Consider the following 25019-nt stretch of genomic DNA (forward strand, 5'->3'; position numbering starts at 1 on the left):
CTACCGGCGGTGGAAGCTGATGCGCATCAGCCGGCTGTCGGCCCAGTCTTCGAGCCGGGTCGGCCGGATGGTGCCGGGGTCATGGGGCTGATTGAGATCCGCGACGATCTCCGCCAGCACGGCCTGACGTTCGGCCGGGTCGGTGACCGGCGTGGCTCGCGCGGGCAGATCCGCCCGGACTCCGTTCTTGAGATGGAAGGTGAAGTCGGGATTGGCGAGCAGGTTCGCATGCCAGTCGGTGGCGGCCCCGCCGGCGCCGCTGCACAGGTAGGTGTTGCCCGCGGCTCGGTAGAAGAAGATCTCGATGCGGCGTGGTCGGCCGGTTCGGCGCCCCATCGTCGTGATGTCGATGATCCGTTCGCTGGTGCCTGCGGCGGGTGTGATCTCGATGGCTCGCCGGATGTGATCGGGCAGGTGCGACCGGGACGCGGCCCGTACGGAGTCGTCCCCTCCGGTCGTGTCTGGACTGCTCATGCGGTCTCGGCCTTGAGGGCTGGTCCGAGGAGGAGTCCACCGTCGATGACGAACTCCGACCCCGTGATGAACGACGCGTCGGATGACGTGAGGAACAGGAGAAGTCGGGTGACGTCGGTCGGCTCTCCGAGTCGGGGGATGGCGAACGGCTCGGGTGAGTAGAAGTCGGCGATTGCCGCGGTGGCGCCAGCCGCTGGTTCTTGGATGAAGGGGGTTGCGATCACGCCGGGGTGGATGGTGTTCACGCGGATGTGGTCCCGGCCGAGCTCGAGCGCTGCCGTCTGGGTGAGACCGCGTACGGCCCACTTGCTGGCGACGTACGGCGCGTAGTGCGCCGTGCCGCCGAAGCCCATTGTCGAGGCGATGTTGACGATGGCTCCTCCTGGTGCGCGGCGCAGAGCGGGGGCGGCGACCTTGATGCCGAGGAAGGTCCCCATCAGGTTGATGTCGAGGATGCGCGACCACATGGCCCGGTCCGTCTTCTCGATCGGCGCTGGCGGGTTCTGGACGCCCGCGTTGTTGACGAGCACGTTCAGGGCGCCGAACGCGCTCTCGGCGGCTAGCACAGCGGCGGACCACGAGCTCTCGTCGGTGACGTCGAGGCGGGTGAAGTGGGCACGGGTCCCGAGCTCGGCGGCGAGAGCGGCGCCGCGTTCGGCGTCGATATCGCCGATCACCACGTTCGCTCCCTCCGCGTGGAAGGCACGCACGTGGCTCGAGCCCTGGCCACCGGTCCCGCCGGTCACGAGCACGGTCTGGTTGTCGAAGCGGTTCATCAGAGGTTCCTCCGGTACGCGGGGGACCGGCCGGCGTCTTCGGCCGGTGGTGAGCCGGTTGACTCACCACTTCCTCGACACTAGGCCGGTGCGAGTGGTGAGTCAAGCCACTCACCTCGTATGCTCGGCCCATGAGCAAGGTCGTGTCGACGTACCACCAGCGTGTCGCGCAGGAGAAGCGCGCGATGATCGTGGCGGCCGCGACCGCGCTCTTCCTCGAGTTGGGCTACGACCGAACGTCGCTGGCACGGATCGCGGAGCGCTCGGGCGTCTCACGCGCCACCTTGTTCAAGCAGTTTCCGAGCAAGGCCGCCCTGTTCGACGCCATCGTCACCGAATCCTGGTCAACCGCTGACGAGGAGGTTCCTCCACCGACAGGCAACGTCGTCGACGGGCTCAGCGCGATCGGTCGCCGGTACGCCGAGCTGTTGAGTCGGCCCCAGATGACTGACCTGTTCCGGATCGTCATCGCCGAGCTGCCGCGGTTCCCCGAACTGGCCCAGAAGCAGTTGTCGCACGGGAAGATGCCTTACTTCGAGTCCGTACGCGACTACCTGTTGGCCGAGCACGCTGCGGGAACGGTGCGGGTCGAAGACGTGGACCTAGCCGCCACCCAGTTCCTGGGCATGATCTCCAACTACGTCTTCTGGCCGACACTCCTCGTGCCGGGCTGGGAGGTGAGCGCCGAACGCGTCGCTCAGGTGGTCGACGAGGCCGTCCGCACCACCACCGCCCGGTACGCCCGGCGATGAGCCGGGCAACGGAGGCCCCGCGGCGGACACTGCGGGAAGCGGTGGACGACCGGGTGTGACGGCGCGGAGGCGGTGGAGCTGGCCCGCCGCCACCGGCCCGACGTGGTGCTGATGGAGATCCGGATGCCCGGCACCGACGGGCTCACCGCCACGCGCCCAGCCCGACGACGCATCGGGCTGGGCGCGTTCGGATCCGCTATGCGACGAAGCGGGAACGGCGGCGGCGGCCGATCAGGTAGCCGGCGCCGCCGAGGAGCAGCAGGGCGGCGCCGATGACCGCCACGGTCCCGGTGTCGGCACCGGTCACGGGCAGCCCACCGCCCGCACCGTCGGAAGCGCCCGGGCTGGCCGACGAGGTGGGGGTCGGCGCGGCGGTCGTCGCGTCCGGCGTCGGGCTGGGCTGGGTCGCGCAGTCGAGCTCACGCGCGTCGTACAGGCCGTCGTTCAGGTAGGCCAGGTAGGCGTCGATGGTGCCGGCCCTGAGCGCCTCGTCCGCGGCCGCCTGCACGTTGGTGCCGGCGTCCGTCATCGTCCGGGTCACCGTGATCCGCAGATCCGCCGTCCAGGCGGCCCGCACGTCCGACCTCAGGAACTCCCGCAGATCGGCAACGCTGTCCGACCGCTCCTGCAGCTCGCGCGACAGGACGGGCAGCAAGTCGGCCTCGGCCATGGCGAGTAGCTGTTGGGCCAGCTCCTCGACCTGAGCGTCGTCGGCGGTGTCCAGGTCGAGGGTCAGGAGCTCGCGGATGTCCGGGTAAACCTTGCGTTCGACGATCTGGCAGGACTCGTCGTAGCCGGGTGATTCGGGCTGAGCCGCTGCCGGTGCCGCCGGAACGAGAAAGGCCAGCGCCATGAGGATGCCGGCCGAGATCTTCCAACGCATATCTATTTCCTCCCCGTGTCAGACCATTGGCAAGTACGAAATCAGCGTGCGCGTCTCGATCGTGCCTTCCCTGGGCAACCTCCGTATTCGGGAGGCCGGCGTCGGACGTCTCGACAAGTTCCTGCGGAAGGTTGCTGAGGACCGACCGACGGCCGCCAGGCTTGCCAAGGTCGCCCTCGCTCAGATGTTCGCCCTAGCCGTACGCCGTGGCGCGCTGACGACTAACCCGGTACGCGAGACCGGTCGACTACGGACGGCGCGTCGCAAGGTGGTCGCCTTGGAAGTCGCGCAGCTCGACGACGTCCGTTCGGCGATCCGGAAATGGCAGCAGCCCATACCCGGTAAACCCGGGCCTCGACACACCGGTGACCTGGCCGACATCGTTGATCTGATGCTCGCCACCGGTGCCCGCATCGGTGAGATCCTGGCGCTGCGATGGAAGGATCTGGACCTCGCCGCCGAGCACCCCACGCTCACCATTTGCGGCACGATCATCTACCTCAAGGGCAAGGGCTTCTTTCGCCAAGAATGGACTAAGTCCGACGCCGGCTTCCGGACAGTTGTTCTGCCTCGATTCGCGGTCGGGATGCTGATGGCCCGAAAGATCGTCGCCGCTGACAACCCTTTCGACGCGATCTTTGCCTCCCGGCGTGGCACCTGGCTGTCACCGCAAAACGTGCGCCGCCAGTGGCGGCAAGCACGCGCCGACGCTGGCCTCGAATGGGTCACCCCGCACACCTTCCGCAAGACCGTCGCCACCCTCATCGACAAGGAGGCCGACGCCAAGAGGGCCGCAGCCCAACTCGGGCACGCCACCGAGCAGGTCACAAACAAGCACTACATCGTCAAGCCCACACTCGCCCCGGACAGCTCCGGCATCCTCGAACAGCTCGGCGGCCTGCCGGCAACTGAGCCCGCCCGCCGCGACGACCCACGGCAGACTAGATAGGCGCGCGGGGACGGCAGCCGACCAACGCCCGGCGGGCTGGTGTAGTCCGATCGTCCCAGGGTGTTATTGGGGGGTTTTCGGGGGGCGACTCAAAATTGCATAGATAGACATCGAGGCCCTGGCTGCATTTCTGCTGGTCAGGGCCTCATGCTGGTGCCCCCGGCAGGATTCGAACCTGCGACACACGGTTTAGGAAACCGATGCTCTATCCCCTGAGCTACGAGGGCGCGAGGGCACAGTCTAGCGACCTGCGGGTTCTCCTGGGTGGCAGGGCGTGGCCCCCGTTCACCCACGTTCCCCAGACCGCCGTTGCCCCAGCCCAGGAGCACACACCGAGCACACGAATCCCGGATTGCGACCGACGGTCGGCCGCAGTGGCTCGCGTTGGCACCAGTTCACCCCCGTTGGCATCCGCTGGAGAGCACACACCGCACACATCATCGAAGATCGCGATGTCGCCCACTCCCCCGGCTCGGGCGTCGCCGGCCTGGCCGGAGATGGCTTCGGCAGCGGCCCTCCCGGGCTTCGGGCGCCAACTCAGGGCATGACCCGAGCCGCGCTGCGCTGATTCCCGACGGTCAGGCTGAGCGCATCCCATCGCACTCATCATGACTGGCCGCCGGCTGCAGAGATACGACGAAAGCCAAGCGTGCTGGGCCTAGCCTGGTAGGCTAACGGCCGTGGGCCGGTTCTCCGAGGATGAGTTGCAGGCGGTTGTCTCCCGGTACGAGGCGACGCGGGCGCAGGCATTGACCGAGCGGGACGAGCAGCTACGGGCGTTCCACGCGGCCGGCTGGCGACCGGTGGATCTGCAGCGGGTCACCGGCTACAGCCGAGAGACAATCCGTCAGGCGCTCCGACCGGAAGTCCGACGGGCGACCAACATCAGCCGACGCAGGACCTCACCCCAGCCGCCGGCGGACTACCGGCCCTACGGTGACCGGAGGCCCTACGTGGTGGCCGAAACCCTCGCCGCGCTGCACGGCCCGGCCGACGGCACGGTGACGCTTCCGCGTCATCTCGACTGGTCCGGGCACGCCGAGTACGACTTGAACCGGCCCGCACGCCTGGCCAGCATGTACAAGGTCGTACTCACCGAAGCCGCCACCGTCGAGGACCTGCACACCTGGCTCGACGCCGACCTCCTCCGGCGGCTCTGGCCCACCCTCTGGCTGCCACCCCAGCTCCGTCAGCGCTGGGAGGAAGCCTTCCCCGACCTCGCCGCCACTCGCAGCAACGCGGCATAGCGGTGGACCCCTTCCACGAACGCCTCGCCCGTACCGGGCTCGGCGCGGCCGATCGATACGGCTTCGCTCTGGCCGGCGGCTACGCGGTCCAGGCCGCCGGGCTCCTGGAGCGACCCAGCGAGGACGTCGACCTGTTCACCGCATGGGACCGCCGGCAGGAGTTCACCGCCGCGGTCACCGCCGTCGTACACGCCTACCGAGACGACGGCCTCACCGTCGAAACCGAGCGGCAGTACGACACCTTCGCCCGGTTGGCTGTCACCGACGGTGTGCGGGTCTCCAAGGTCGAACTCGGCGTGGACTGGCGTGCCAACGAACCGATCCTCATGGCCATCGGACCGGTACTGCACCCCGACGACGCGGTCGCGAACAAGATGAGCGCCCTCTACGGGCGAGCGTTCGCCCGCGACTTCATCGACATCGACGCCACACTCCGATCCGGCCGCTACACCCGCGAAGACCTCCTCGCCCTCGCCCAGCGCGCCGACCCTGGCTTCGAGCCGCGCATCTTCGCCGACGCCCTCGGACAAGCCGCCCAACTCGATCCCGACGACTTCGCCCAGTACGGCGTCACCGGCCCAGCGCTGGACGATCTCCGAAGCCGATTCGCGGAGTGGCGCCGCGAACTGCTCGACGACGAGAAAGGGTGACTCGGCCCCGACTCGCGGCTACGTCAAGCCGGCACCCACAGGGCCCACAACGTTCCAGCTGATCTTCGGCAAGTGATCGCAGCGAGCCCGCGAAGCGACCGGCACGCAACGGGGACGATGGGAAAGCCGCAGGTCATCGGCCTGCGGACACCGCTGGACCGTCGGGTTAGGAAACCGATGCTCTATCCCCTGAGCTACGAGGGCGCGAGGGCCTAGTCTAGCGACCTGGGGTTCGCCTGGGGTGGCAGGGAGTGGCCCACGTTCCCCGGACCGCCGTTCGCCCAGCCCAGGACCACACCCGAAACACACGTACCCACCCCGGACCCCCGCGGGCGCGGCAACACCGAGCCTGCCGCCGTCGCCGGCCAGCACCCCGGACAGGATGTGCGAGCCCGCGTGTCAACGCCGGCCAAAGGCTCCACGCGGCGTCGACAGGCTGCCCGCTCCCAGGCGTGGAAGCGTACGGCCAGGCAGGCGACGGGCCTCACGGAAATCGTCTGCGGACTTCGAGGGCTGGATCAGCACGAGGCCGACGGGTGCCGGCGTTCGGCGGAGCGGGTGAGCCATCGCCCGACGATCTCCTGATGGGTCCTAGGTTTGCGGGTCAGTGTTGACCTTTGTCCTAGCCAGTCCGCGGGCCGGGATCGGCGTGTCGGGCGGCTCGTTCTCGCATGGGAAACTCTCGCTGTGAGCTCAGGTGTTCCCCGGACGATCAAGGCAGTCGACACGCCAGAGTTGATCCGGCTCGACACCGAGGCGATTCATTGCGGACTGAACCGCAATCACGGGGCAGGGTGGTTGGCGGAGTTCGCCGATGCAGTAGCGGTGCACCATCTGTGGCCGGTACTGGTGCACCGGTTGAGGCACCGGCCTGAGTCTTCGCCGCACTGGCGGTGCATGCTGCTTCTGACGGTGCGAGACGGCCAGCAGATCCTTTCCCTGCTGGATGTCCTACCCGCCTCGTTCGAGGATCTACCCGAGACGCTGGATGCGGCCACGAAGGCCAAGATCGCCAACCGGCTGGAGCATGAGGGCCTGCTGACGCAGGCGCAGTGGGCCGACCGCAACCCCTGATCCGGGTACTGCTTGGCGGTGATATACGGCGGCTAACCGTGCGTCAGGTGTCGAGGCCTGCGAGGTTGAGGCGTTCGAGCAGGCTGGGCTTGCGGGCGTGCACCCCCCGCAGCTCGGCCAGCCGCTGTTGGAACAGCCCGCTGTCTCCGTCGCCTTCGGCGAGATCGCGCAGGTCGACGAGGAGTTGAACGGCGGTGTCGTACTCACGGGGTTTCTTTGTGGCGATGAGTTCGTCGATCCGTTGCCAGGCGGTGGGTTGGTCGACTGCGAGGGTGTCGAGGTGCCGTTGCCGGGCGGCTGCGGCGGACCGTTCCCGGCGGACCCGGTCGCGTTCACGCTGCTCGGCGTCCCGTCGTTCCTGCACGGCGCGCAATTCCGCGGCGGTGGCGAGTAGTTCTCCGGCGGTACGGGCGGCTGCCGGGGTGGACGCGTCGGTGGGGCGCGCAGCGCGGTAGCGGCGCAGCAGTTGGCTGCGGAGATGGCTGTCGCCGCCGGTGATCAGGTCGGTCAGGATGGCGTCCTTGTCCCGGTCGGGCAGCCCGACGACCCAGGTCCGTAGTTGCGCAGCGGTCGGTTCACCGGAGGCGGCCGGCGCCGACCCGGCCGCCGCGGCCGCGATCAGGTCAGGGTCGAGGCGCAGGAACTCGACTACAGCGGTGAGGGGCGCGTCGAGGGTGCCCAGCCCGGCCGGGACGGGCGGTTCGGGCTCGTCGTCGGCGATCTCCTCGGACTGTACGCAGCGCAGCCAGGCCAGGTAGAGCAGGCGCAGGTCGTCGGCGGCGAGGCGGGCCCGGACCGGGATGATGGAGGCGAGCAGACCGTGGCCGTCGAGGTCCCACTCGTCGGTGCCGTCCTCGTCCTCGTCGTGGAGGTCGATGATGACGTGCGTGCCGGCGGTCCAGGCGGACACGCTGTCACCCTGGCAGTATTGAGCGACGGTTGCGAGGTCGAGCACGTGTTTCGGTAGCCGGAGCATGAGCTGGCGGGTGCCCCAGTTCGCCAGGTACAGGTGTGCGTCGAAGTACCGTTCCATCAGCTTGCGCGGGTCGCCCTTGAAGTTGCCCCACTCGTAGGTGTTGACGAAGCTGGTGGCGGTGATGTCGGCCCGGGTCGACAGCGACCGCAGCTCGGCCCGCTCCCGGCCGGTGAGGGGTCGGTCGACCGCGGTGAACTCGTAGTACTGGTACTCGCTCACCGTGACCTAATTTCCGGCCCAGTGCCGGTAGGCGTCGATCCACGCGGCACCGTCCGGCGCGGGGGTGGGCAGCGGCAGGTCGAGTAGGTCGATCCTCTGCCGGTGGTGGCCGCGGATGCAGAGCGCGACGATGGTGTCCGCGGTCAGGTCGATCTTGCGCACGGTGACCTCGACACCGAGGACCGTGGTGGTGAACGGCACCGCCAGATGCTCCTCGATCATGGTGAACAGACCGGCGAGCTGCTCGTCGTCGCCGTACGCGTCGACGGTCGCTTCCTCGACCATCGCCTCCAGCGCGGCGCTGCCCTTCGATGCCATCAGCGGAGGATACCGGACCGGTGCCGAGGTGCCCGGAGCCCGATGCGCGAGGATGGTCGGCATGGTTCGGTGGCCGAGTTCGTCGATCTTCGGCGGGAGGTGGAGCGGTTACGGGCGGAGAACTCCCGGCTGGCGCGGCTGCTGGAGCTGCGCGGCCAGGACACGACCGCAGCGCCGGAGCAGTTGTCCGCTCCGGTTGAGCCGCCGGGGCTGGTCACCATGGCTTCGCCGACCCGGGACAGCCGGCGTTGTTCGCCGGCCGGTTCCGGGCCCGGGCCGACGTGTACGCCGTGCGGTGGGACAACGCCCGTACCGGCGCTGCCGGGTGGATGCCCGCGGTCGCCGACGGATGGCGTAAGGGTATGGACCGGCGGGGTGCCGCCTACCTGCCCCGGACGACGGAGGTTGTCGCGGCGCGTCTGGTCGGCGACGTGTTCATGGGCCTGTACCCGCTGATGCCCGGCAACACCTGCCACTTCGACGGGCCGACGGCGATGCTCGACGCCCTCGCCTACGTAAAGGCGGCACGAGCCAGCGCGGTGCCGGCCGCGTTGGAGATCTCCCAGTCGGGCCGTGGCGCCCACGTGTGGGTCTTCTTCACCGGCACTGTTGCCGCGGCCACCGCGCGCGCCGTCGGTACGGTCCTGCTGCGTGAGGCGATGGTGCTGCGCGGGTCGATGGACCTGCGGTCGTACGACCGGCTGTTCCCCAACCAGGATGTGCTGCCCGAGGGTGGCTTCGGCAACCTCATCGCCGGACCGCTGCAGGGTCGCCGCCGCAAGGATGGACTGACCACCTTCCTCGACCTCGGCACCCTCGAGCCGTACGCCGACCAGTGGGCGTTCCTGTCGACGCTGGACCGGCTCAGCCCCGGCGACGCCGAACAGATCGCCCGGCAGGCCAAACAAGCCGTCACCGGTGCCGACGTTGCCACGATGAGCCGGTCCGCCGCGACGCAGGTCCATCCTCCGCTGCCTCCGGTGGTCCACGCGGAAGTCGGTGCCGGGTTGAGCATCGACGCCGGACAGCTCACCCCCGCCGCGCTGGCGACGTTCAAGCACGCCGCTGCCATGGTCAACCCGTGCTGACGAGCATGGGCCAGTTCTCCGAGGATGAGCTGCATGGGGTTGTTTCCCGGTACGAGGCGACGCGGGCGGCTGCGTTGACCGAGCGGGACGAGCAGCTACGGGCGTTTCACGCGGCCGGCTGGCGGCCGGTGGACCTGCAGCGGGTCAGCTGACGAGCATGGGCCAGTTCTCCGAGGATGAGCTGCATGGGGTTGTTTCCCGGTACGAGGCGACGCGGGCGGCTGCGTTGACCGAGCGGGACGAGCAGCTACGGGCGTTTCACGCGGCCGGCTGGCGGCCGGTGGACCTGCAGCGGGTCACCGGATACAGCCGGGAGACGATCCGCCAGGCGCTGCGACCGGAGGTCCGGCGGGCGACCAACCTCAGCCGGCGCCAGCGCTGGGAGGACACCTTCCCCGAACTCGCCATCACCCGCAACAACGTGACATAGCGGTAGAACCCGTCCGAGACGCCTCAGAGTTCCCGCAAATCGAACAATGAGGGGCCGCATTTCGAACGCAGTATTGCCGCAAATCGAATGTGAACACCCTCGCAGATCGAAACCGTACTGGCTATCATGACGTCGTGCCGACACCGCACCTGATTCCACGTCGGGCCGCCGCGCAGGTCGACGCCGCACTGACCGACACCCGCGTCGTGCTGATCAGCGGAGCACGCCAGACAGGCAAGAGCACGCTGGTCCGCATCGTCGCCGGCGATCGTCTCGCCGAGCGACGCGACCTTGACCGGGCACAGGACCGGGCGGCGGCGATCGCCGACCCGGTCGGCTTCGTGGACTCCTCCGAGCTCCTGGTCGTCGACGAGATCCAGCGCGCCCCGGAGCTCCTACTGGCCATCAAGGCAGCCGTCGACGAGGACCCGCGCCCTGGCCGGTACCTGCTCACCGGCTCGTCCCGCCTCTTCGGCATGGTGGCCGCCCCGGACGCCCTGCCCGGCCGGATGGAAACCGTCGAACTCTGGCCGCTGTCTCAAGGCGAACTCGACAAAGCGCCGGACGGATTCGTCGATGCCATCTTTGCGCTCGGCCCGGACCTGCGACACGAGTCGGACGTGACCCGCGCCGACTACGCGGCCAGAATCGTGCGCGGCGGCCTACCCGAGGCCACCACCCGCACCGACCCGCGCCGCCGCCAACGGTTTCTCGACGCCTACGTCCAAGCGCTCATCGACCGCGATGTCCGGCAACTGTCCGACATCCAGCACAAGGGCGAACTCCGCAAGCTGGTACGCCTCCTCGCGGCCAGATCCGCGACCATCATCGCCGCCAACTCCCTCGAATCCGCACTCGGACTGAGCCGGCCGACGATCGCTCGCTACCTCCAAGCCCTGGAGGAGATCTTCCTGATCAAGCGGATCCCCGGCTGGTCCCGCAACCTGGGCACCCGCGCCACCGCCGCACCGAAACTGATCTTCGTCGACTCGGGTATCGCCGCCAACGAGACCGCGACCGACGCCCGGACGCTGCTCCGGCCGGGCGCACCCTTCGGCCCATTACTCGAATCATTCGCCCTGTCCGAACTCTCCCGCCAGCTCACCTGGTCCGAGCAGCCCGTCGACCTGTCCCACTACCGCGACCAGAGCAGGTACGAAGTCGACGCGGTGCTTGAGAACAGAGCGGGCCAGGTCGTGGGGATCGAGGTCAAAGCAGCCACCACCGTCGGACCCGACGACTTCCGCGGGCTACGCCGACTCGCCGACCGTCTAGGCGACAACTTCATCGCCGGCATCGTCCTCTACACCGGCACCTCCACCCTGCCGTTCGGCGACAAACTCCGCGCCCTGCCGGTCAGTGCACTGTGGCAGACTTCCGCACCGCCACCAGCCTGACCACGCCCCCTTCCGTAGGTCGCTCCCGGCACGAGAGTGGGCATGCCCGTCAGCCCGGGCGGGGCGGCGGTGTGGCGGCCACGAGCAGGGTGAGTTCCCGGACCAGGCCGTCCCATGCTCTGGCCGCTCTGCGCTCGCACGAGGCCCAACGCCAGGTCAGCGAGCAGGTAGAAGCCAGGCTGGGACGAGCCAGACGCCGAGTTGGCGCAACGCATCGCAAGAGACCGTCGAGACGGTCGATGGAAAAGTAGAGCTGAACAGCACGTCCAGCTCTGCCGGTGAAGCTCGCGGTCGGACCGGCCGGCGGGGTCACCTGCCACTGTAGACGGGGAAGACGCTGTGCTCGCCGTAGTCCCGCTGGACCATGTTCCGCAGCATGTCCATGTCGTCGTCGGAGACGACGAAGTCGAGCTGGGCGTTGCTGCGCATGTGGTCGGGGTTGGCGGTCTTGGGCAGCGACACGGTGCCCAACTGAATGGTGTAGCGGATGCACAGTTGCGGCACGCTCACGCCGTACTTCTCCGCCACCGCGGCAATGTCCGCGTTCTTGAGCATCTCACCGTGGGCGATCGGCGAGTACGCCTCGACGAGGATGTTCTTGTTCTCGCAGTAGGCCATCAGTTCGGCCGGCGTGTTGCCCACGTGCACCAGCAGTTGGTTCACCTGCGGTGCGACGGTGCACGACGCGAGGATGTTCTCCAGGTCCTCCTGCAGGAAGTTCGACACGCCGATGGAGCGGAGCTTGCCCGCACGGAGCCCGTCTTCCAGGGCACGCCAGGCCTCACGGTTGCCCTCGGCGTAGTCTCCGCCGCGGAAGTCGTTCCACGGCTGCGGAGCGTGGATCAGCATCAGATCGATGTGTTCCAGGTCCAGCATCTGCAGTGAGCCGTCGATGGCCGCTACCGCGTCGTCATAGTGCTTGATCTCGGCCGCGAGCTTGGTGGACACGAACAGTTCGTCGCGGGCGATGCCGCTGGTGCGTACGCCCTCGCCGACGCCGCGTTCGTTGCCGTATGCCTGCGCGGTGTCGATGTTGCGGTAGCCGATCTCGATGGCGTCGCGGACGGCTTGGGCCGCCTTGCCGTCGTCGATGAACCAGGTGCCCAGCCCGAGCTTGGGGATGACCACGCCGTTGGACAACGTGTACGTCTCGCGAAAACTCATGATCCCTTGCCTTCCGTCGTTGTTCCGGTAGGGGTTCTCAGCTCCGGTCGCCAGCCAGGACCTGATCGAGCAGTTCACCGGCCTGGTTGGCCGCGGCCTGGCCGGCGCGTCGCGCTGCTGCGGCAGCTGACCGGTGGCGGTGAAGGCCGCGATCGCCGCGGTCGCCTGTCGCTGCGGGCTCAGTTCGGTTTCGTTCGCCATGGATCGGCTCTTCCGGGGAGTTGTCAGTGCTTGTCGGCCTGCTCGTAGACCTCGGCGGTGACCGGCTCGAGCCAGGTCGTGGGGTCGCCGCCCTCCGGGGTAGCTTCGAGCATGGCCAGGTGACTCATGAACGTGTCGGCGGCGGCGCCGTGCCAGTGCTCCTCACCGGGCGGGCAGACCACCGTCTCACCCGCGTGGATCCGCACCACCGAGCCGTCGCGGGTGCCGACCAGGCCGACCCCCTCGGTCACGTGCAGGGTCTGACCGACGGCGTGGGAATGCCAGTTCGTCCGGGCACCGGGAACGAACCGCACCAGCGCCACGGTCATCCGCGACGGCCCGGTGCCGTTATAGATCGGGGTGAGGTACGCGTCGCCGGTGAACGCCTGGGCGGGCGCCTTCGCGGTCTGCCGTACGGGCTGAAGTTCCATATCAGTTCTCCTCAGAAGCCACGAAGACGAATAGGTTCTGCATTCCGATGACCGACAAACGACCAGCGGAGCGGGTACACGTCATCCATGTAAGCGGCTGCCGCAGGCCCGTGGGAGGGGTTGTCGAAACAGGTAATGGCAGTGCCTCTTTGACGCGTGGTGGAGCCCGTACCGTCGGAGGGGTGGACAACAGAGCCGACATTCGCGAGTTCCTCGCGACCCGCCGCGCCAAGATCACGCCCGAACGGGCCGGTCTGCCGGACTTCGGCGGCAGCCGGCGCGTGCCGGGCCTGCGCCGCGCCGAGGTGGCCATGCTCGCCGGAGTCAGCCCCGACTACTACACCCGCCTCGAACGCGGGAACCTCTCCGGCGTCTCCGACAGCGTCCTGGACGCCCTGTGCCGGGCCCTGCAGCTGGACGAGGCGGAGCGCTCCCACCTGTACGACCTCGCCCGCGCCGCCAACACCACCCCGCGGGTACGCCGGCGCCCCACCAAACAGGTCCGCCCCGCCACCCTGCACCTGCTCGAGGCAATGACCGACGCGCCCGCTTTCGTCCGCAACGGGCGCCTCGACATCGTCGCCGCCAACCACCTCGCCGAGGCGCTCTACCTGCCAGCCTTCCAGAGGACGGTTCGGCCGGTGAACCTGGCCCGGTTCTGCTTCCTCGACACGCGGGCCCCGCAGCTCTATCCGAACTGGGAGGCGGCCGCCGACACCACCGTGGCCCTGTTGCGGACCGAAGCAGGCCGGGATCCCTACGACAAGGATCTGAGCAATCTCATCGGCGAACTCGCCACCCGCAGCGACGAATTCCGCACCCGCTGGGGAGCACACAACGTCCGCCTGCACCACACCGGCGTCAAGACCTTCCGCCACCCGGTGGTGGGACTCCTCGACCTCAACTTCGAGGCCATGCCGATGCCAGCCGACCCCGGACTCACCCTCACCGCCTACAGCGCCGAACCCGGCACCCCGACCGCCGACGCCCTACGCCTCCTGTCGAGCTGGGCCGCGTCGAGCAACGATCCGGCCTCCGCGGATCCGGCGAGGCACGAGTGGGGGACAGGTTGAGAAAGTAATGTGACTCCGGTGATCCTCACGGCCGGGGTGGAGCGGCCCGCGGGACCGGCATCGCGTCGGCGACCTGGACGGCGTCGCGGACGTGGCCGGACCCCGCTCCTCGCCGCGACGCCGACGTAGGGCGTGCGGCACGACGGGTGGGGTGCCGACCGCCCCGTGGCCAGGGCCCACCAACGCTGGCGGACCGGCGACCGAGCCCGAGCCAGGGACGACCGGTGGGACCTCAACCCAGGATGGTGCTGTGCTGGACCTGGTGGATGGCCTCGTCCTGCCAGAGCGCGCTGTCCCAGGTGGAGGTGACCCGGGTGATCCGGCCATCGTGGCCGAGTTCGACGGTGGTGACCCCGTACGGTGCCCCCGATGGGGTGGTCCACTCGGAGGCGCCGCCCCGGGCGGTGCCGACGACGTGCCGCACGGTGACCCCACGCCCGTACGGGATCGTCGACAGCGTGTTCTTGAGGAAGAGTTCGGTCGCGTCCCGCCCGACCATCTGGGTGTGCAGGGCGACATCCTCGAAGAGCACGTCGCTGTCGAGCAGTGCCGCCACCCGTGCCGCCTCGGTCGACGCCAGCGCGGCGGCGAAGGTGTCGACGCTCGACCGCAGTGCCGGTGCCGCCGTCTCGCCGACCTCCTTCTCTCCGAAGGTGGTGGGGAACGTGTCCAGCGGGCTCCGCATCGTGGCGACCTCCGCCACGCCGAGGGAGCGCCCGTACGACCGGAAGAAGGCCACCGCCCCGGGCGTGGCCCGGGAGACGTCGACGTCGTGGCCGAGGATCTGGACCGTGGCCACGGTGCTGCTGTGGTGCTGGCCGTGGTGACGCAGCCCGGCGGCCGCCGGGGTGGCGGCCAGGGCGGCCACCGCCGCCACGACCAGCGCTCCGGTGAGCGGCCTGGTGCGGCGTAGGAAGCCCCAGTGCACTGGGCTCCTGTTCATCGGGTTCTCCTGTTCGTCCCACGGCACGGTTTCGTCCCACGGCACGGTTTCGTCCCACGGCACGGTTTCGTCCCACGGCACGGTTTCGTCCCACGGCACGGTGGACGCCGGCCCACGGCACGGTGGACGCCGGCCCACTCCGGCCGTGGGTCCGGAGCGGGAGCAGATCAGGTGGGCCGACCGCCGGCCCGGAGTCAGCTCACGGGCCGGTACGACGGCGGAGCGCGGTGACCACCGCGCCGGCGGCGCCGAGGGAGAGGACGGCACCGAAGCCGATCATCGTGGGCGCGAGCGGGGCGTACCGGATCACGATGCTGAACGCGATCGACGGCAGGCCCATCCCGAGATAGGCGATGATGAAGAACACTGCCAGTACACCGGCCCGGGAGGCCGGGTCGGCCGCCATCGCGGTCAGCGCCACGGCCGCCTTGAACAGCAGCCCCGAGCCGGCCCCGGCGAGCGCCGCGCCGGTCAGGAAGAGCCAGAGCGCGGGGTGGTAGAGCGCCGCTGCGGTGATCGCGAGCCCGACCGGGAAGATCCAGATGCCGATCACCAGCTGGCGTTGCTGCCGGACGGTGCCGAGCAGGACCTGGGCGACGGCGGAGGCCGCGAACGCGGTGAAGGGTGCCAGCCCGACGACGAACGTCGAGGTGATGCCCAGCTCGCCGCGCACCATGATCGCGCCGAGCGAGGAGAAGAGGCCCATCAACGCGAACGCGAAGAATCCGACAGTGGCGGCGGTGCCGAACAGGGTCGTCCGGTTGGGCGCGAGGGCGAACCGGTTGGGCCGATGCTCGTCCCTCAGCTTTCGGTCGACGGTTTCCGGGCTCGACAGCACGAGGACCAGCAGGATCGCCATGATCGCGGCGAGCAGCAGGTACGGCGTCACGAGCGGCGCGGGAAGCCACTGGGCCACCGAGCCGGCCAGCAGCGGCCCCAGGGCCAGGCCGCCGAGGTTCGCCACCGCGGAGACCAGCACCGGCAGGCCCGAACCGGTACGGTCCGGGTAGGCCTCGCGGTAGAGGTCCGTCAGGTAGGCGGTCGCGCTCGACGCCATCAGCCCGACGGCGACACCGGTGAGCACGCGTCCGACGATCAGGCCGGGCAGGTCCGGCCAGACCGCGAGGATCAACGCCGAGGCGATGGCGACCATCAGCGCGGGTGCGATTGTCCGGCGACGGCCGAACCGGTCGGAGAGGTGGCCGAGCGTACCGAAGCTGAACGCGGCGCCGGCCACCATCACCGCGAACGCGATGGTCACCTGCATGGGCCCGAAGTGGTCCCGGGCCTGGTACAGCGGCCACAGCGGCGTCGGCAGGGTGCCGAAGCCCATGAGGATGCCGAACGCCAGGGCGACGCACCAGAACCCGGACGCGTGCCGGATCCGCAGCCGGGGAAGCGGGGAGACTGTCACGCTCTTTGCCAACCAACTCCTGCCCGGAGCTCATTCAGGTCTGTCAGACATGCTGGAGATGGTTCTCAGCTGTGTGAGAGATACTGAGGCGTGGAGCTGCGAAATCTCCGGCACTTCGTCGCCCTCGCCGAGGAGCGCAGTTTCACCCGGGCGGCGGCGCGGGAACTGATCGTGCAGTCGGGGCTCTCCTCGTCCGTCCGGATCCTGGAGCGGGACGTCGGCGCGCTGCTGTTCGTACGCGGGACCCGCCCCGTCCGGCTGACCGCCGCGGGCGAGGCGTTTCTCGCCGAGGCACGCCGGACGCTCGATGCGGCGGACGCGGCCCGGCAGGCTGTTCAGGACATCCAGGGCGTCCTGTCGGGGCGCTTCCGGATCGGGGCCATCCACAGCCTCGGGCACACCCTGCCGTTCAACACCTGGCTGGCCGAGTTCGCGCTCGCGCATCCGGGGCTCGACATCGTCGTCCGGCAGGAGGCCGCGCTGCGGATGGTCGAGATGGTGGGCGACGGCGACCTGGACTGCGCGCTCCTGCCGGCTCCCCACGACACCGGGCTGGCCGTCCTCCCGTTGATCTCTGAGCCGATCGTCCTGGCCTGTGCTCCGGATCACCCGCTGGCCGGGCGTGCTGCGGTCCGACTGGCCGAGCTCGACGGCGAGCGGTTCGTGGAGACACCGGCGGGATGGGCGATCCGGGCGCTGCTGGACGAGACGTTCCGGGCCCGCGCCCTGAGCCGGCGGATCGTCTGCGAGGTCAACGACTGGGCCACGGTCCTCGACCTGACCGCCGCCGGCGTCGGCGTCGCACTGATCCCGGACGGGCTGGATGTCGGGCGCCGGTCACACCGAGGGGAGCTGCGGCTGATCCCGCTCGCCGACGCGCGGCTGGACCGGCGCCTGGACTTCGTGTTCCCGAAGGGGCATGCCGCGAGTCCCGCCACGCGGCGGTTCGTCGCGCTGCTCGAACGCCACCGCCCAGACCGGGCGGGCCGGACGGACAAGATCGACAACAAGGCTCATACCACCGCCAAGCAGGCAGAGTCGCCGATAACCCGCAATCGTGACATCGGGTCGTAGCCTGGAACAGATGCTGAGATTCGAGATACTCGGGCCACTCCGGGCCTGGCGGGACGAGTCCGAAGTGGATCTCGGACCTCCGCAGCAGCGTGCCCTGCTGACCCTCCTCCTCGCCGAGGCCGACCAGCCGATCAGCCCGCGCGCCGTCATCGACATGCTCTGGGGCGACGTCCCGCCGGCCACCGCGACCAACCTCATCCACCGGTACGCGGGCGCGCTCCGGAGGATTGTCGAGCCAGGGCTGCCGGCGCGCGCCAACGGCAGGATCCTGCGCCGGCAGGCCGGCGGTTACCGCATCGTGGTCGCCCCGGGCACCCTCGACCTGGCCACCTTCCGGCAGCTGCGGGATCAGGCCCGGCGGGTCGCGGCGGTCGACCCGGCAGCGGCGGTCGACGCGTACGTCGGTGCGCTGCGGCTGTGGCGGGGGCCGTGCGCAGCGGATCTCCGTACGCCCGGCCGGTTGCCCGTCGCCTTCGCCGCCGCCGACCAGGAATACCTCGCGGTCGCCGAGGAGGCCGCCGGGCTGGCCCTGCGCTGCGGACCGGTGCACGATTGCCTCGGCGAGGTACGGCGGGCCGCCGCGTTGGATCCACTGAACGAGTCGATCCAGGCCGCCCTGGTCCGGCTGCTGGCCGCGAGCGGACGCCGGGCCGAGGCCCTGGCCACCTGTCGGAGCGTCCGCCGTCGTCTGAGGGACGAGTTCGGCATAGAGCCGGGGCCGGAGCTGCGGGACGCCCCGTGGCACGTGCTCCAGGACCCGGCGGAGCCGGGCGGTGAGCGGGTGCCGGCGGAGCCGGGCGGTGAGCGGGTGCCGGCGGAGCCGGGCGGTGAGCGGGTGCCGGTGGAGCCGGGCGGTGAGCGGGACCCGGCGGAGCCGGTGACCCGGCTTCCGGGGTTCCGCACAGGCCGGCGGCAGCGAGGGGACCGCGGCCCAGTTGCCCGCCGATCTGTCGGCCTTCGTCGGCCGGCAGGCCGAGCTCGCCGAGGTCTCGCTGCTGTTGACCGCCGCGAACGGCACCGGCGGGGCGATGATCGTTACCGTCGACGGGATGCCCGGGGTGGGCAAGACAACCCTCGCCGTACACGCGGCGCACCGCTTCGCCGGCCACTTCCCCGACGGGCAGCTCTACGTCAACCTGCGCGGCTTCGACCCCGACGGCCGGGCCCTGGATCCGGCCGACGCCCTCGCCGGACTGCTGCAGGCGCTCGGTCTCCCCACGCCGCAGCTCCCGGCGGGGCTGGACGAGCGGGCGGCGCTCTACCGCAGTGTGCTCACCCGGCGGCGGGTACTGGTCGTGCTCGACAACGCCCGCGACGCCGTCCAGGTCCGCCCGCTACTGCCCGGCTCGGCGACCTGCCTGGCCATCGTCACCAGCCGGGACCGGTTGACCGGCCTGACCGTCAGGCACGGCGCCCACCCGCTGCGGCTGTAGAAGAGGTATTCGTCCATCGCTCGCCACCCCCGCCCGCGTCGCCGTCGTCGAACCGCCTCTGCGGGATCGACGCTAGGGCGGGCGAGTTACCGCATAGTGCGAGGGAAATTACCTACGCTCAGTCACCGGATCCGGTGGCATCGCCCTGGCCGGCGAGCATCCCGGCCGTGCGCTGCGGAGCGCCCCCGGCCAGTCCGTCGCGGTCGTCCGCTGCTCAGCGCAGGCGCAGGCCCGCGACGAGGAGTTCGACCATGCGTCGGGCGTCGTAGCGCGGATCGCGGCCGGCGCCGATGCAGAGGTTGCCGACGCCACGCATCAGTTCGAGCGCCCGCACGTCCGCACGGATCTCACCCGACGTGACGGCGGCGTCGAGCAACCGGCCGCAGACCGGGACGAGGCGGTCGAGGAAGTAGGCGTGCAGGGTTTCGAAGGCGGCGTCGTCGGACTGCAGCGCCTCGGCGAGGCCGTGCTTGGTGACCAGGAAGTCGACGAAGAGGTCGATCCACCGGGTCAGCGCGGCGTACGGGGTGTCGCCGGCCGCCGGCAGGGCGGCACCGGCGTCGACGCAGGCCTCGACCTGGTGCCGGTAGACGGCGACGACCAGGTCGGCCCGGGTCGGGAAGTGGCGGTAGATGGTGCCGACGCCGACGCCGGCCCTGGCGGCGATGTCGCGTACCGGCACGTCGACGCCGGAGGCGACGAAGGCCTCGGCGGCCGCGTCGAGTAGGGCCTGCTCGTTGCGCCGGGCGTCGGCCCGCTTCCGGGGAGGCGGACCCCCGGATCCGCTGTTGCCGTCGGGCACTCTGCCGTTACCTCCGTCACACCTCTTGGTAATCGGAACGCTGTTCCGTATCGTTCTAACGGAACGCGGTTCCGCTTGTCCATGATGCCAGGACCGGCATCCCGTGTCCAAGCCCCGCGTCGGCAATCGTCACCGCCTGAAGGAGAAACAGTCATGCCCCATTTCCATGGAGGCGCTGTCGCCGCCGACCCGGTCGTCTCGGTCAGCCCGGTGGTGCTGCCGGCTCCGGACCGTGGCGAAGACCTACGGGTACGGGTCTCGGCCCCGGTCACCGGCGACGCCCTGCCCGTCGTCGTCTTCTCACACGGCTTCGGCTGGTCGATGGACGGCTACGCCCCGCTTGTCGACTTCTGGGCCGCCTGCGGCTTCGCGGTGGTACAGCCCACGCATCTCGACTCCCGGACGCTGAACATCACGCCCGACGATCCCCGTCACCCCGAGATCTGGCGTCACCGGGTCGCGGACCTGCGGCGCGTCCTCGACCGTCTCGACCTCGTCGAGGCCGCCGTACCCGGTCTCGGTGGCCGGCTCGACCGGAGCCGCATCGCGGTCGCCGGGCACTCCTGGGGCGGCCAGTCGGCCAGCATGCTCCTCGGTGCCCGGGTCCTCGGAGCCGACGGCGTCCCCGGCGAGGACATGTCCGACCCGCGGGTCAGAGCCGGTGTGCTGCTGGCCACGACCGGTACGGGCGGGGCGGACCTGAGTCCGTTCGCCGCCGAGCACTTCCCCTTCATGAGCCCGAGCTTCGCGGGCATGACCACGCCGGCCCTGGTGGTCGCCGGAGACCGGGACCAGTCCGCCCTGAGCGTCCGGGGACCGGACTGGTTCACCGACCCCTACCACCTGAGCCCTGGCCCGAAGAGCCTGCTCACCCTCTTCGGGGCGGAGCACTCCCTCGGCGGTGTCGCCGGATACGCCGTCGCGGAGACCACCGACGAGAGCCCCGAACGCGTCGCCCTGGTCCAGCGGCTCAGCTGGGCCTACCTGCGCAGTGCGCTCGACCCGACGGACACCAGTTGGCCCGAGACGAGCGCCGGGCCGCGCAACGGCACCGACCCGCTGGGCCGGGTCGAGTCCAAGTGAGGCGATGAAGTGCGGATCCTCGTGCGGCAGTGAGCGGAGGGCCGCGTCCCCCGTCGGCCGCGGCACCGACGGGGGACGCGTGGCCGAGCCTCACCGGCACGGCCGGAGGGTCAGTCGCCGCTCACCGGCCCCTCGTCCACCCGTGCCGCGTCGCCGCGCGATTCCTCCTCGGCCCGTTCGCCGACCACGTCGGCACCGTGCCGCCGTGCGGTCGTCTCCTCCGCCCCGATCATCAGCACGATCACCAGGACCAGGGCGGCGAGCGCCACGAGAGCCGGCACCAGCGTGGCGACCGGCACCAGGACGAGGCAGACCGCGGCCGCCGCGACCCGGTGCCAGGCGATCCGGTGGTGGATCCGCCAGTGGGTGAAGGCGAAGGTGGAGAGGAAGAGTGCGCTGCCACCGAAGAGGAGCAACATCTCCCGCTCGGGCATCTCGTCGAGCGGCGAGGGCGCCAGCTCCGCCAGGCCCACGGCGAGGGTGATGATCCCGAAGCTGAAGGCCAGGTGGCCGTAGACCAGCACCGCACGGCGCAGGTCCGGCTGGTCCGGGGCCTGCTCCATGGCGCGCCGGAAGTCCGGCACGCCGTAGCGGAAGTACGCCCACCAGAGGGCGCCGACCAGGGCGTACGCGGCACCGACGGCGGTGACCCGGGCAGGGGTCAGCGGATCATCGACGGCCCGCACCCCGACCTGGATCACGGATTCGCCGAGCACCAGGATGATCAGCAGTCCGTAGCGGTGCGTGTAGTGCAGCGGATGCACCCGGCTCTGTGCGACCAGGTGGCGCGCGACCCAGGGACTCAGCAGGTCGACCAGGGCCGCAGCACCCCAGAGGGCGACCCGGGTCGTCCCCGGCAGCACGGCGCCGGACAGCAGCAGCGGCCCGGTGAGCAGGAAGGCCCCGTAGGGACCGACGAAGAGCGCACGCCAGACCGCACGTCTGCGCAGGGCGAGGAGGGCCAGCAGAATCCGGCTGGCGAGATAGATGACGATGAAGGGCAGGCTGCGGTCGCCGTACGCGCCGGGGATCGTGAGCGCCATCAGCAGGCTGCCGAGCCCCAGGGTGAGGATGCCGACCCGGTCCAGCAGGGAATTGACGTCGCGCTGGTTGATGTAGAGGGTCACGCCACCCCAGGCCCAGTAGACCGGAACGAAGACGATCAGGGTGTGTGCGATCCCGATCCAGCCGCCGTGCTCGTGCAGCAGCCGGGAGAACTGGGTGAGGGCGAAGACGAAGGCGAGGTCGAAGAAGAGTTCTTCCCAGGTCACCCCCCTGCCGGGTGGTCCGGGCCGCATCGCCAGCCGTCACCCGGCTCGCGCGCCACAGGCACGCCGCGCCGCGACCGCGGACGGCGCGGAGGAGCGACGCGGCGCCGGATCTGCGGTACCCACCACCGATGCGCCTCCCACCGTCCGCCGACCCGACCGGGAGAGGCTAACTCCGGCGGTCGCCGCACGGCGTCGAATGGCGGCACCCTCACCGGAAGGTGGCGCCCGGCGCACCGGCGGGCCCGGGTCGAAGGTCCCGGGCCGGAGGGTCGGCAGGATCTGCCGGCGGCGCCGGCCGAGGTGTTGGCTGGAGGGCAGAAAGGGACTGCCAGAGAGGGACTGCGTACAGGGGGGTGATCCCATGGTGCAGGTCCAGGCCGCCGCCAGGACCGGAAACGCCACCACGTTGGATGTCCGCTTCGTGGCCGGAGAGTCGTACGAGTTCGTCGTACGAGGGCACCGGCTGCTGGTGGACCAGCCGGTGGAGGCGGGTGGCGGGGACGAGGCGCCGACGCCGACGGAGTTGTTCGTCGCGTCGCTGGCCAGTTGCGTCGCGTTCTACGCCGGCCGGTATCTCAGCAGGCACCGGTTGAGTCGGGACGGGCTGGGCGTGTCGGCGACCTTCCGGATGGCCGCCGACAAGGCCGCGCGGGTGGCCGAGGTCCAGCTGACGGTACGGGTACCGCCCGACTTCCCGGAGGCGAGGAGGCAGGCACTCCTCGCGGTGGTGTCGCACTGCACCGTCCACAACAGCCTTGCCTCACCTCCGGCGGTGTCGATCGACCTGGCGACGCCGTGACGCGCCCTCGGCGTCGGGGGTGAGCGCGGGTCGACGGCGGGCCGGCCTCAGTCGGATGATCGACGGCAGCGCACACCTCAGTCGGACGGACCGACGGGCAGCCGGGTGAGCCAGTCCTGCCAGGCCCGCTCGGCGTTCTCCGCGTCCACCCCGGCGCCGAAGAGGTGGTGGGTGACGACGAGGGCGTTGCCCCGCTCGGTGCCGGAGTGCAGGAAGCGGTAGAGCGCGTCGTCGGTGCGCACGCCGAGACAGGTGGGTTGCCCGGTCAGGTCGACGACTCCCTCGATCGGCGGCAGGCCGTCGACGGTGAACCGGATCGCGGCGCCCTCGGCGACCTCGCCGGTGATGCCGAACGCCCGCGCCACGGCCGCCCAGACCTGGTCCGGTGCGCCGGCCCCGGGCCGGAACCCGCCGACCGGCACGCCGTACCGGCCGGGAAAGTACGCAACGTAGGCGGCGAGGGTCTTCAGGTACATGTCCCAGCCGGCCTGCATCGCCTCGTACTCGGTCTCCCAGTTGTCGCCGAGCACGCCGTTCTGCACGAGCCGCAGCACCGTACCGCCCTTGTCGCGGCCCTCGACGAGGTATTCGAAGGCCATGAAGGTGCCGTCCGGTCCGGTGCCGGTCCGCTCCGCCAGCCGCTTCCCGGGCTCCCACCCGGTCACCGTCGCCTCCTCGGTGTGGCCGAACATGGTCTGCCGGGTGCGGCCGCCCTCGCGCGGCTCCACCTCGTTACGGCCCATGAACCAGGAGTCGATGCCCGGGCCGGTGGCGATGGCCTCCCACACCTGCTCCGGTGTCGCGGCCAGCTCGATGTCCTTGCGCAGTTCGAACTCGTGTCCCACGGTAGAACCTCTCCAGGGTCGCCTGATGTGCGGAACGGCTAGGCCCGTCGCCCGCCGGGCCGGGCCGAGCCGGTGGATTCTGTCTGCTAAGTGGTCGGCCCGGCCTGTTCCGCGGCCGCCGGCACGCTCGGATGCAGTGCGACCAGCACGCGGTGGTCCCGGCCGCCGGGTGCGGACCCGTCGTGGTACCTGCCGACCAGTGCGGTGAGCGTCGCCGCCAGTTCCTCGGCGAACGCCGCCCGGTCCGCCGCCGAGGCGAACCGCACCTCTGTGTCGATCGCGAACGTCGCGACCTGCTGCCGGGCCCGGTCGGCGCCGGTGATCAGGGCCCCCACGTCCTGGACGAGGCGGGCGGCGAGTGCCAGCAACCATCGCGCAGAGAGCCGGTCCGGCGCCTGGCGCGGGTTCGGCCGCACGGCGGAGAGCGCGGCCGGGGAGATCACGTAGGACGCCGCGGTGGCCCGCATGACGCGCTCGGTGACATTGCCCTTGCGGCGCTCCTCGACCAACTCGATCAACCCGTGCTGCTCCAGCGCCCGGAGGTGATAGTTGACCTTCTGCCGGGCCAGGCCGACCCGGGCGGCGAGCATCGTGGCCGAGGCCGGCTCGGCGAGCTCGGCCAGCAGCCGGGCCCGGATCGGGTCGAGCGACGCCTCGGCCGCCGCCGGGTCCTCGATCACTGCGATGTCGAACATGCGGCAAGCCTGCCACCGACAAATCAATTTGTCAAGGAAGACAGAACTGTCGGAGAGCCGGCGACGAGTACGTCTACGCGGCGCTCGCCCGCGAACTCCGTCGGTGAGTCCATTCCGGAGAGTCGACAATTCGCGAGCCGGACGATCCCGGCGAAATGGCGCGTCCTCGAAAGTTTCGGCGCCCAACGACCCGACGCCCGTCGGGAACGCCCACCGCGACCAACGCTTCGACCAGCGCCTTCCCTCGGTCGAGCGACGACATGAGGCGGTTCGGGAGTTTCCATATCCTTAGCGACGTCGATGGATCCAGAGTGGGCGAGATTGAAGTTTCGGAATCTTTCCGTTAGCCTCCTGAAATCTAGTTCTGTCGATGCAGCTATTTGGTCCGAGTGCCCACTGAGCTCACCGAGGACGTCCGGGACGCCGGTCGATCGGGGCTGCTCATCCCCCGAAGGCCGCCCGCCGAGCCGGCACCGGACGGGTGCATCGACGCCACACCCCACCACCCCTACCGTCCCAACCCCGGATCCGAGAGGCACATGGCAATGAGCAACGGCA

26 protein-coding genes, 1 tRNA gene and 3 pseudogenes are annotated in these 25019 nt (G+C 70.1%); 16 read left to right on the forward strand and 14 right to left on the reverse strand.

Translation table 11 applies throughout. The features are described from left to right. Both ACN27G_RS26505 and ACN27G_RS26510 read right to left on the reverse strand, forming a co-directional pair. A complete protein-coding gene (locus ACN27G_RS26505) occupies positions 1-336 on the reverse strand; it encodes a nitroreductase/quinone reductase family protein (protein ID WP_421495458.1) in 336 nt (111 codons plus the stop codon). Between the two features lie 134 nt (positions 337-470). Then, positions 471-1250, reverse strand: coding sequence for a glucose 1-dehydrogenase (locus tag ACN27G_RS26510; RefSeq protein WP_421495459.1), 780 nt, complete (start codon positions 1248-1250; stop codon positions 471-473). Between the two features lie 131 nt (positions 1251-1381). On the opposite strand from ACN27G_RS26510, the gene ACN27G_RS26515 reads away from it, so the two are divergent. Both ACN27G_RS26515 and ACN27G_RS26520 read left to right on the forward strand, forming a co-directional pair. Then, the gene (locus ACN27G_RS26515; RefSeq protein WP_421495460.1) at positions 1382-2002 is read left to right on the forward strand and encodes a TetR/AcrR family transcriptional regulator; all 621 of its coding nucleotides are present in this window, start codon (positions 1382-1384) and stop codon (positions 2000-2002) included. Positions 2003-2068: 66 nt separating this feature from the next. Beyond that, positions 2069-2278 (forward strand): annotated as a pseudogene (locus tag ACN27G_RS26520) (hypothetical protein); the annotation flags it as partial. Here ACN27G_RS26520 and ACN27G_RS26525 read toward each other — a convergent pair. After that, on the reverse strand, positions 2199-2885 hold the full coding sequence (locus ACN27G_RS26525) for an ALF repeat-containing protein (protein ID WP_421495461.1): 687 nt from the start codon (positions 2883-2885) through the stop codon (positions 2199-2201). The pseudogene ACN27G_RS26520 and the gene ACN27G_RS26525 sit on opposite strands and share 80 nt — an antisense overlap. Here ACN27G_RS26525 and ACN27G_RS26530 point away from each other — a divergent pair. Beyond that, complete coding sequence (locus tag ACN27G_RS26530; protein ID WP_421495462.1) at positions 2860-3834, forward strand: tyrosine-type recombinase/integrase; 975 nt, start codon at positions 2860-2862, stop codon at positions 3832-3834. The genes ACN27G_RS26525 and ACN27G_RS26530 overlap by 26 nt on opposite strands. A gap of 151 nt (positions 3835-3985) precedes the next feature. Here the strand turns inward: ACN27G_RS26530 and ACN27G_RS26535 are convergent. After that, a tRNA-Arg gene (locus ACN27G_RS26535) sits at positions 3986-4061 on the reverse strand. 453 nt (positions 4062-4514) lie between these two features. On the opposite strand from ACN27G_RS26535, the gene ACN27G_RS26540 reads away from it, so the two are divergent. From ACN27G_RS26540 to ACN27G_RS26550, 3 genes are all read left to right on the forward strand, one after another. Further along, positions 4515-5081: a hypothetical protein gene (locus ACN27G_RS26540; RefSeq protein WP_421495463.1), complete on the forward strand. Its 567-nt coding sequence runs from the start codon at positions 4515-4517 to the stop codon at positions 5079-5081. A gap of 2 nt (positions 5082-5083) precedes the next feature. Continuing rightward, complete coding sequence (locus ACN27G_RS26545) at positions 5084-5731, forward strand: nucleotidyl transferase AbiEii/AbiGii toxin family protein (protein WP_421495464.1); 648 nt, start codon at positions 5084-5086, stop codon at positions 5729-5731. Between the two features lie 687 nt (positions 5732-6418). After that, a complete protein-coding gene (locus ACN27G_RS26550; RefSeq protein ID WP_421495465.1) occupies positions 6419-6805 on the forward strand; it encodes a hypothetical protein in 387 nt (128 codons plus the stop codon). Positions 6806-6848: 43 nt separating this feature from the next. On the opposite strand, the gene ACN27G_RS26555 is transcribed toward ACN27G_RS26550, so the two are convergent. Beyond that, the gene (locus ACN27G_RS26555; RefSeq protein WP_421495466.1) at positions 6849-8000 is read right to left on the reverse strand and encodes a hypothetical protein; all 1152 of its coding nucleotides are present in this window, start codon (positions 7998-8000) and stop codon (positions 6849-6851) included. A 6-nt stretch (positions 8001-8006) separates the two neighbouring features. Continuing rightward, the gene (locus tag ACN27G_RS26560; protein ID WP_421495467.1) at positions 8007-8318 is read right to left on the reverse strand and encodes a hypothetical protein; all 312 of its coding nucleotides are present in this window, start codon (positions 8316-8318) and stop codon (positions 8007-8009) included. A gap of 248 nt (positions 8319-8566) precedes the next feature. Between ACN27G_RS26560 and ACN27G_RS26565 the strand changes: the two genes are divergently transcribed. From ACN27G_RS26565 to ACN27G_RS26580, 4 genes and pseudogenes are all read left to right on the forward strand, one after another. Then, positions 8567-9406: a TOTE conflict system archaeo-eukaryotic primase domain-containing protein gene (locus ACN27G_RS26565; protein WP_421495468.1), complete on the forward strand. Its 840-nt coding sequence runs from the start codon at positions 8567-8569 to the stop codon at positions 9404-9406. Further along, positions 9400-9558, forward strand: coding sequence for a hypothetical protein (locus ACN27G_RS26570; RefSeq protein WP_421497625.1), 159 nt, complete (start codon positions 9400-9402; stop codon positions 9556-9558). The genes ACN27G_RS26565 and ACN27G_RS26570 overlap by 7 nt, the downstream gene beginning before the upstream one ends. Before the next feature lie 5 nt (positions 9559-9563). Next, positions 9564-9782, forward strand: a pseudogene (locus tag ACN27G_RS26575) (hypothetical protein); the annotation flags it as partial. 188 nt (positions 9783-9970) lie between these two features. Continuing rightward, positions 9971-11233 (forward strand): ATP-binding protein, encoded by a 1263-nt coding sequence (locus tag ACN27G_RS26580; RefSeq protein WP_421495469.1) that lies wholly within the window; start codon positions 9971-9973, stop codon positions 11231-11233. A 309-nt stretch (positions 11234-11542) separates the two neighbouring features. On the opposite strand, the gene ACN27G_RS26585 is transcribed toward ACN27G_RS26580, so the two are convergent. After that, the gene (locus ACN27G_RS26585; protein ID WP_421495470.1) at positions 11543-12598 is read right to left on the reverse strand and encodes an aldo/keto reductase; all 1056 of its coding nucleotides are present in this window, start codon (positions 12596-12598) and stop codon (positions 11543-11545) included. A 23-nt stretch (positions 12599-12621) separates the two neighbouring features. After that, positions 12622-13029, reverse strand: coding sequence for a (R)-mandelonitrile lyase (locus tag ACN27G_RS26590; protein ID WP_421495471.1), 408 nt, complete (start codon positions 13027-13029; stop codon positions 12622-12624). 182 nt (positions 13030-13211) lie between these two features. Between ACN27G_RS26590 and ACN27G_RS26595 the strand changes: the two genes are divergently transcribed. Further along, positions 13212-14102, forward strand: coding sequence for a helix-turn-helix transcriptional regulator (locus tag ACN27G_RS26595; RefSeq protein WP_421495472.1), 891 nt, complete (start codon positions 13212-13214; stop codon positions 14100-14102). Positions 14103-14334: 232 nt separating this feature from the next. Here the strand turns inward: ACN27G_RS26595 and ACN27G_RS26600 are convergent, their stop codons facing one another. Together ACN27G_RS26600 and ACN27G_RS26605 are read right to left on the reverse strand one after the other, a co-directional pair. Further along, a complete protein-coding gene (locus ACN27G_RS26600; protein WP_421495473.1) occupies positions 14335-15045 on the reverse strand; it encodes a nuclear transport factor 2 family protein in 711 nt (236 codons plus the stop codon). A gap of 199 nt (positions 15046-15244) precedes the next feature. Continuing rightward, positions 15245-16459, reverse strand: coding sequence for an MFS transporter (locus ACN27G_RS26605; RefSeq protein WP_421495474.1), 1215 nt, complete (start codon positions 16457-16459; stop codon positions 15245-15247). Positions 16460-16549: 90 nt separating this feature from the next. On the opposite strand from ACN27G_RS26605, the gene ACN27G_RS26610 reads away from it, so the two are divergent. The 3 genes and pseudogenes from ACN27G_RS26610 (at position 16550) to ACN27G_RS26620 (ending at position 18966) form a co-directional block, all read left to right on the forward strand. After that, complete coding sequence (locus tag ACN27G_RS26610; RefSeq protein WP_421495475.1) at positions 16550-17533, forward strand: LysR family transcriptional regulator; 984 nt, start codon at positions 16550-16552, stop codon at positions 17531-17533. A gap of 154 nt (positions 17534-17687) precedes the next feature. Further along, positions 17688-18206: pseudogene (locus tag ACN27G_RS26615) on the forward strand (AfsR/SARP family transcriptional regulator); the annotation flags it as partial. A gap of 262 nt (positions 18207-18468) precedes the next feature. Then, the gene (locus tag ACN27G_RS26620) at positions 18469-18966 is read left to right on the forward strand and encodes an AAA family ATPase (protein ID WP_421495476.1); all 498 of its coding nucleotides are present in this window, start codon (positions 18469-18471) and stop codon (positions 18964-18966) included. A gap of 214 nt (positions 18967-19180) precedes the next feature. Here the strand turns inward: ACN27G_RS26620 and ACN27G_RS26625 are convergent, their stop codons facing one another. Beyond that, positions 19181-19768, reverse strand: coding sequence for a TetR/AcrR family transcriptional regulator (locus tag ACN27G_RS26625; protein WP_421495477.1), 588 nt, complete (start codon positions 19766-19768; stop codon positions 19181-19183). Between the two features lie 153 nt (positions 19769-19921). On the opposite strand from ACN27G_RS26625, the gene ACN27G_RS26630 reads away from it, so the two are divergent. Continuing rightward, positions 19922-20851, forward strand: coding sequence for an alpha/beta hydrolase family protein (locus ACN27G_RS26630; protein WP_421495478.1), 930 nt, complete (start codon positions 19922-19924; stop codon positions 20849-20851). A 110-nt stretch (positions 20852-20961) separates the two neighbouring features. Here ACN27G_RS26630 and ACN27G_RS26635 read toward each other — a convergent pair whose 3' ends face one another. Beyond that, positions 20962-22122 carry a low temperature requirement protein A gene (locus ACN27G_RS26635; RefSeq protein ID WP_421495479.1) on the reverse strand — a complete coding sequence of 387 codons (1161 nt, stop codon included), beginning with the start codon at positions 22120-22122 and terminating at the stop codon, positions 20962-20964. A 361-nt stretch (positions 22123-22483) separates the two neighbouring features. Between ACN27G_RS26635 and ACN27G_RS26640 the strand changes: the two genes are divergently transcribed. Then, on the forward strand, positions 22484-22921 hold the full coding sequence (locus tag ACN27G_RS26640; protein WP_421495480.1) for an OsmC family protein: 438 nt from the start codon (positions 22484-22486) through the stop codon (positions 22919-22921). A gap of 77 nt (positions 22922-22998) precedes the next feature. Here ACN27G_RS26640 and ACN27G_RS26645 read toward each other — a convergent pair whose 3' ends face one another. After that, positions 22999-23766, reverse strand: coding sequence for an SRPBCC family protein (locus tag ACN27G_RS26645; protein WP_421495481.1), 768 nt, complete (start codon positions 23764-23766; stop codon positions 22999-23001). Positions 23767-23852: 86 nt separating this feature from the next. Beyond that, complete coding sequence (locus ACN27G_RS26650; protein WP_421495482.1) at positions 23853-24461, reverse strand: ArsR/SmtB family transcription factor; 609 nt, start codon at positions 24459-24461, stop codon at positions 23853-23855. Positions 24462-25019 lie beyond the last annotated feature (558 nt).

Origin of the sequence: Plantactinospora sp. WMMB334, assembly GCF_049179095.1 — a bacterium.
GTDB lineage: Bacteria > Actinomycetota > Actinomycetes > Mycobacteriales > Micromonosporaceae > Plantactinospora.

Coding starts and splice junctions, on each gene's coding strand:
- ACN27G_RS26505 (WP_421495458.1), bottom strand. CDS start 336: ATGGGGCGCCGAACCGGCCGACCACGCCGCATCGAGATCTTCTTCTAC.
- ACN27G_RS26510 (WP_421495459.1), bottom strand. CDS start 1,250: ATGAACCGCTTCGACAACCAGACCGTGCTCGTGACCGGCGGGACCGGT.
- ACN27G_RS26515 (WP_421495460.1), top strand. CDS start 1,382: ATGAGCAAGGTCGTGTCGACGTACCACCAGCGTGTCGCGCAGGAGAAG.
- ACN27G_RS26530 (WP_421495462.1), top strand. CDS start 2,860: ATGCCGGCCGAGATCTTCCAACGCATATCTATTTCCTCCCCGTGTCAG.
- ACN27G_RS26525 (WP_421495461.1), bottom strand. CDS start 2,885: ATGCGTTGGAAGATCTCGGCCGGCATCCTCATGGCGCTGGCCTTTCTC.
- ACN27G_RS26560 (WP_421495467.1), bottom strand. CDS start 8,318: ATGGCATCGAAGGGCAGCGCCGCGCTGGAGGCGATGGTCGAGGAAGCG.
- ACN27G_RS26585 (WP_421495470.1), bottom strand. CDS start 12,598: ATGGCGAACGAAACCGAACTGAGCCCGCAGCGACAGGCGACCGCGGCG.
- ACN27G_RS26590 (WP_421495471.1), bottom strand. CDS start 13,029: ATGGAACTTCAGCCCGTACGGCAGACCGCGAAGGCGCCCGCCCAGGCG.
- ACN27G_RS26600 (WP_421495473.1), bottom strand. CDS start 15,045: ATGAACAGGAGCCCAGTGCACTGGGGCTTCCTACGCCGCACCAGGCCG.
- ACN27G_RS26630 (WP_421495478.1), top strand. CDS start 19,922: ATGCCCCATTTCCATGGAGGCGCTGTCGCCGCCGACCCGGTCGTCTCG.
- ACN27G_RS26640 (WP_421495480.1), top strand. CDS start 22,484: ATGGTGCAGGTCCAGGCCGCCGCCAGGACCGGAAACGCCACCACGTTG.
- ACN27G_RS26650 (WP_421495482.1), bottom strand. CDS start 24,461: ATGTTCGACATCGCAGTGATCGAGGACCCGGCGGCGGCCGAGGCGTCG.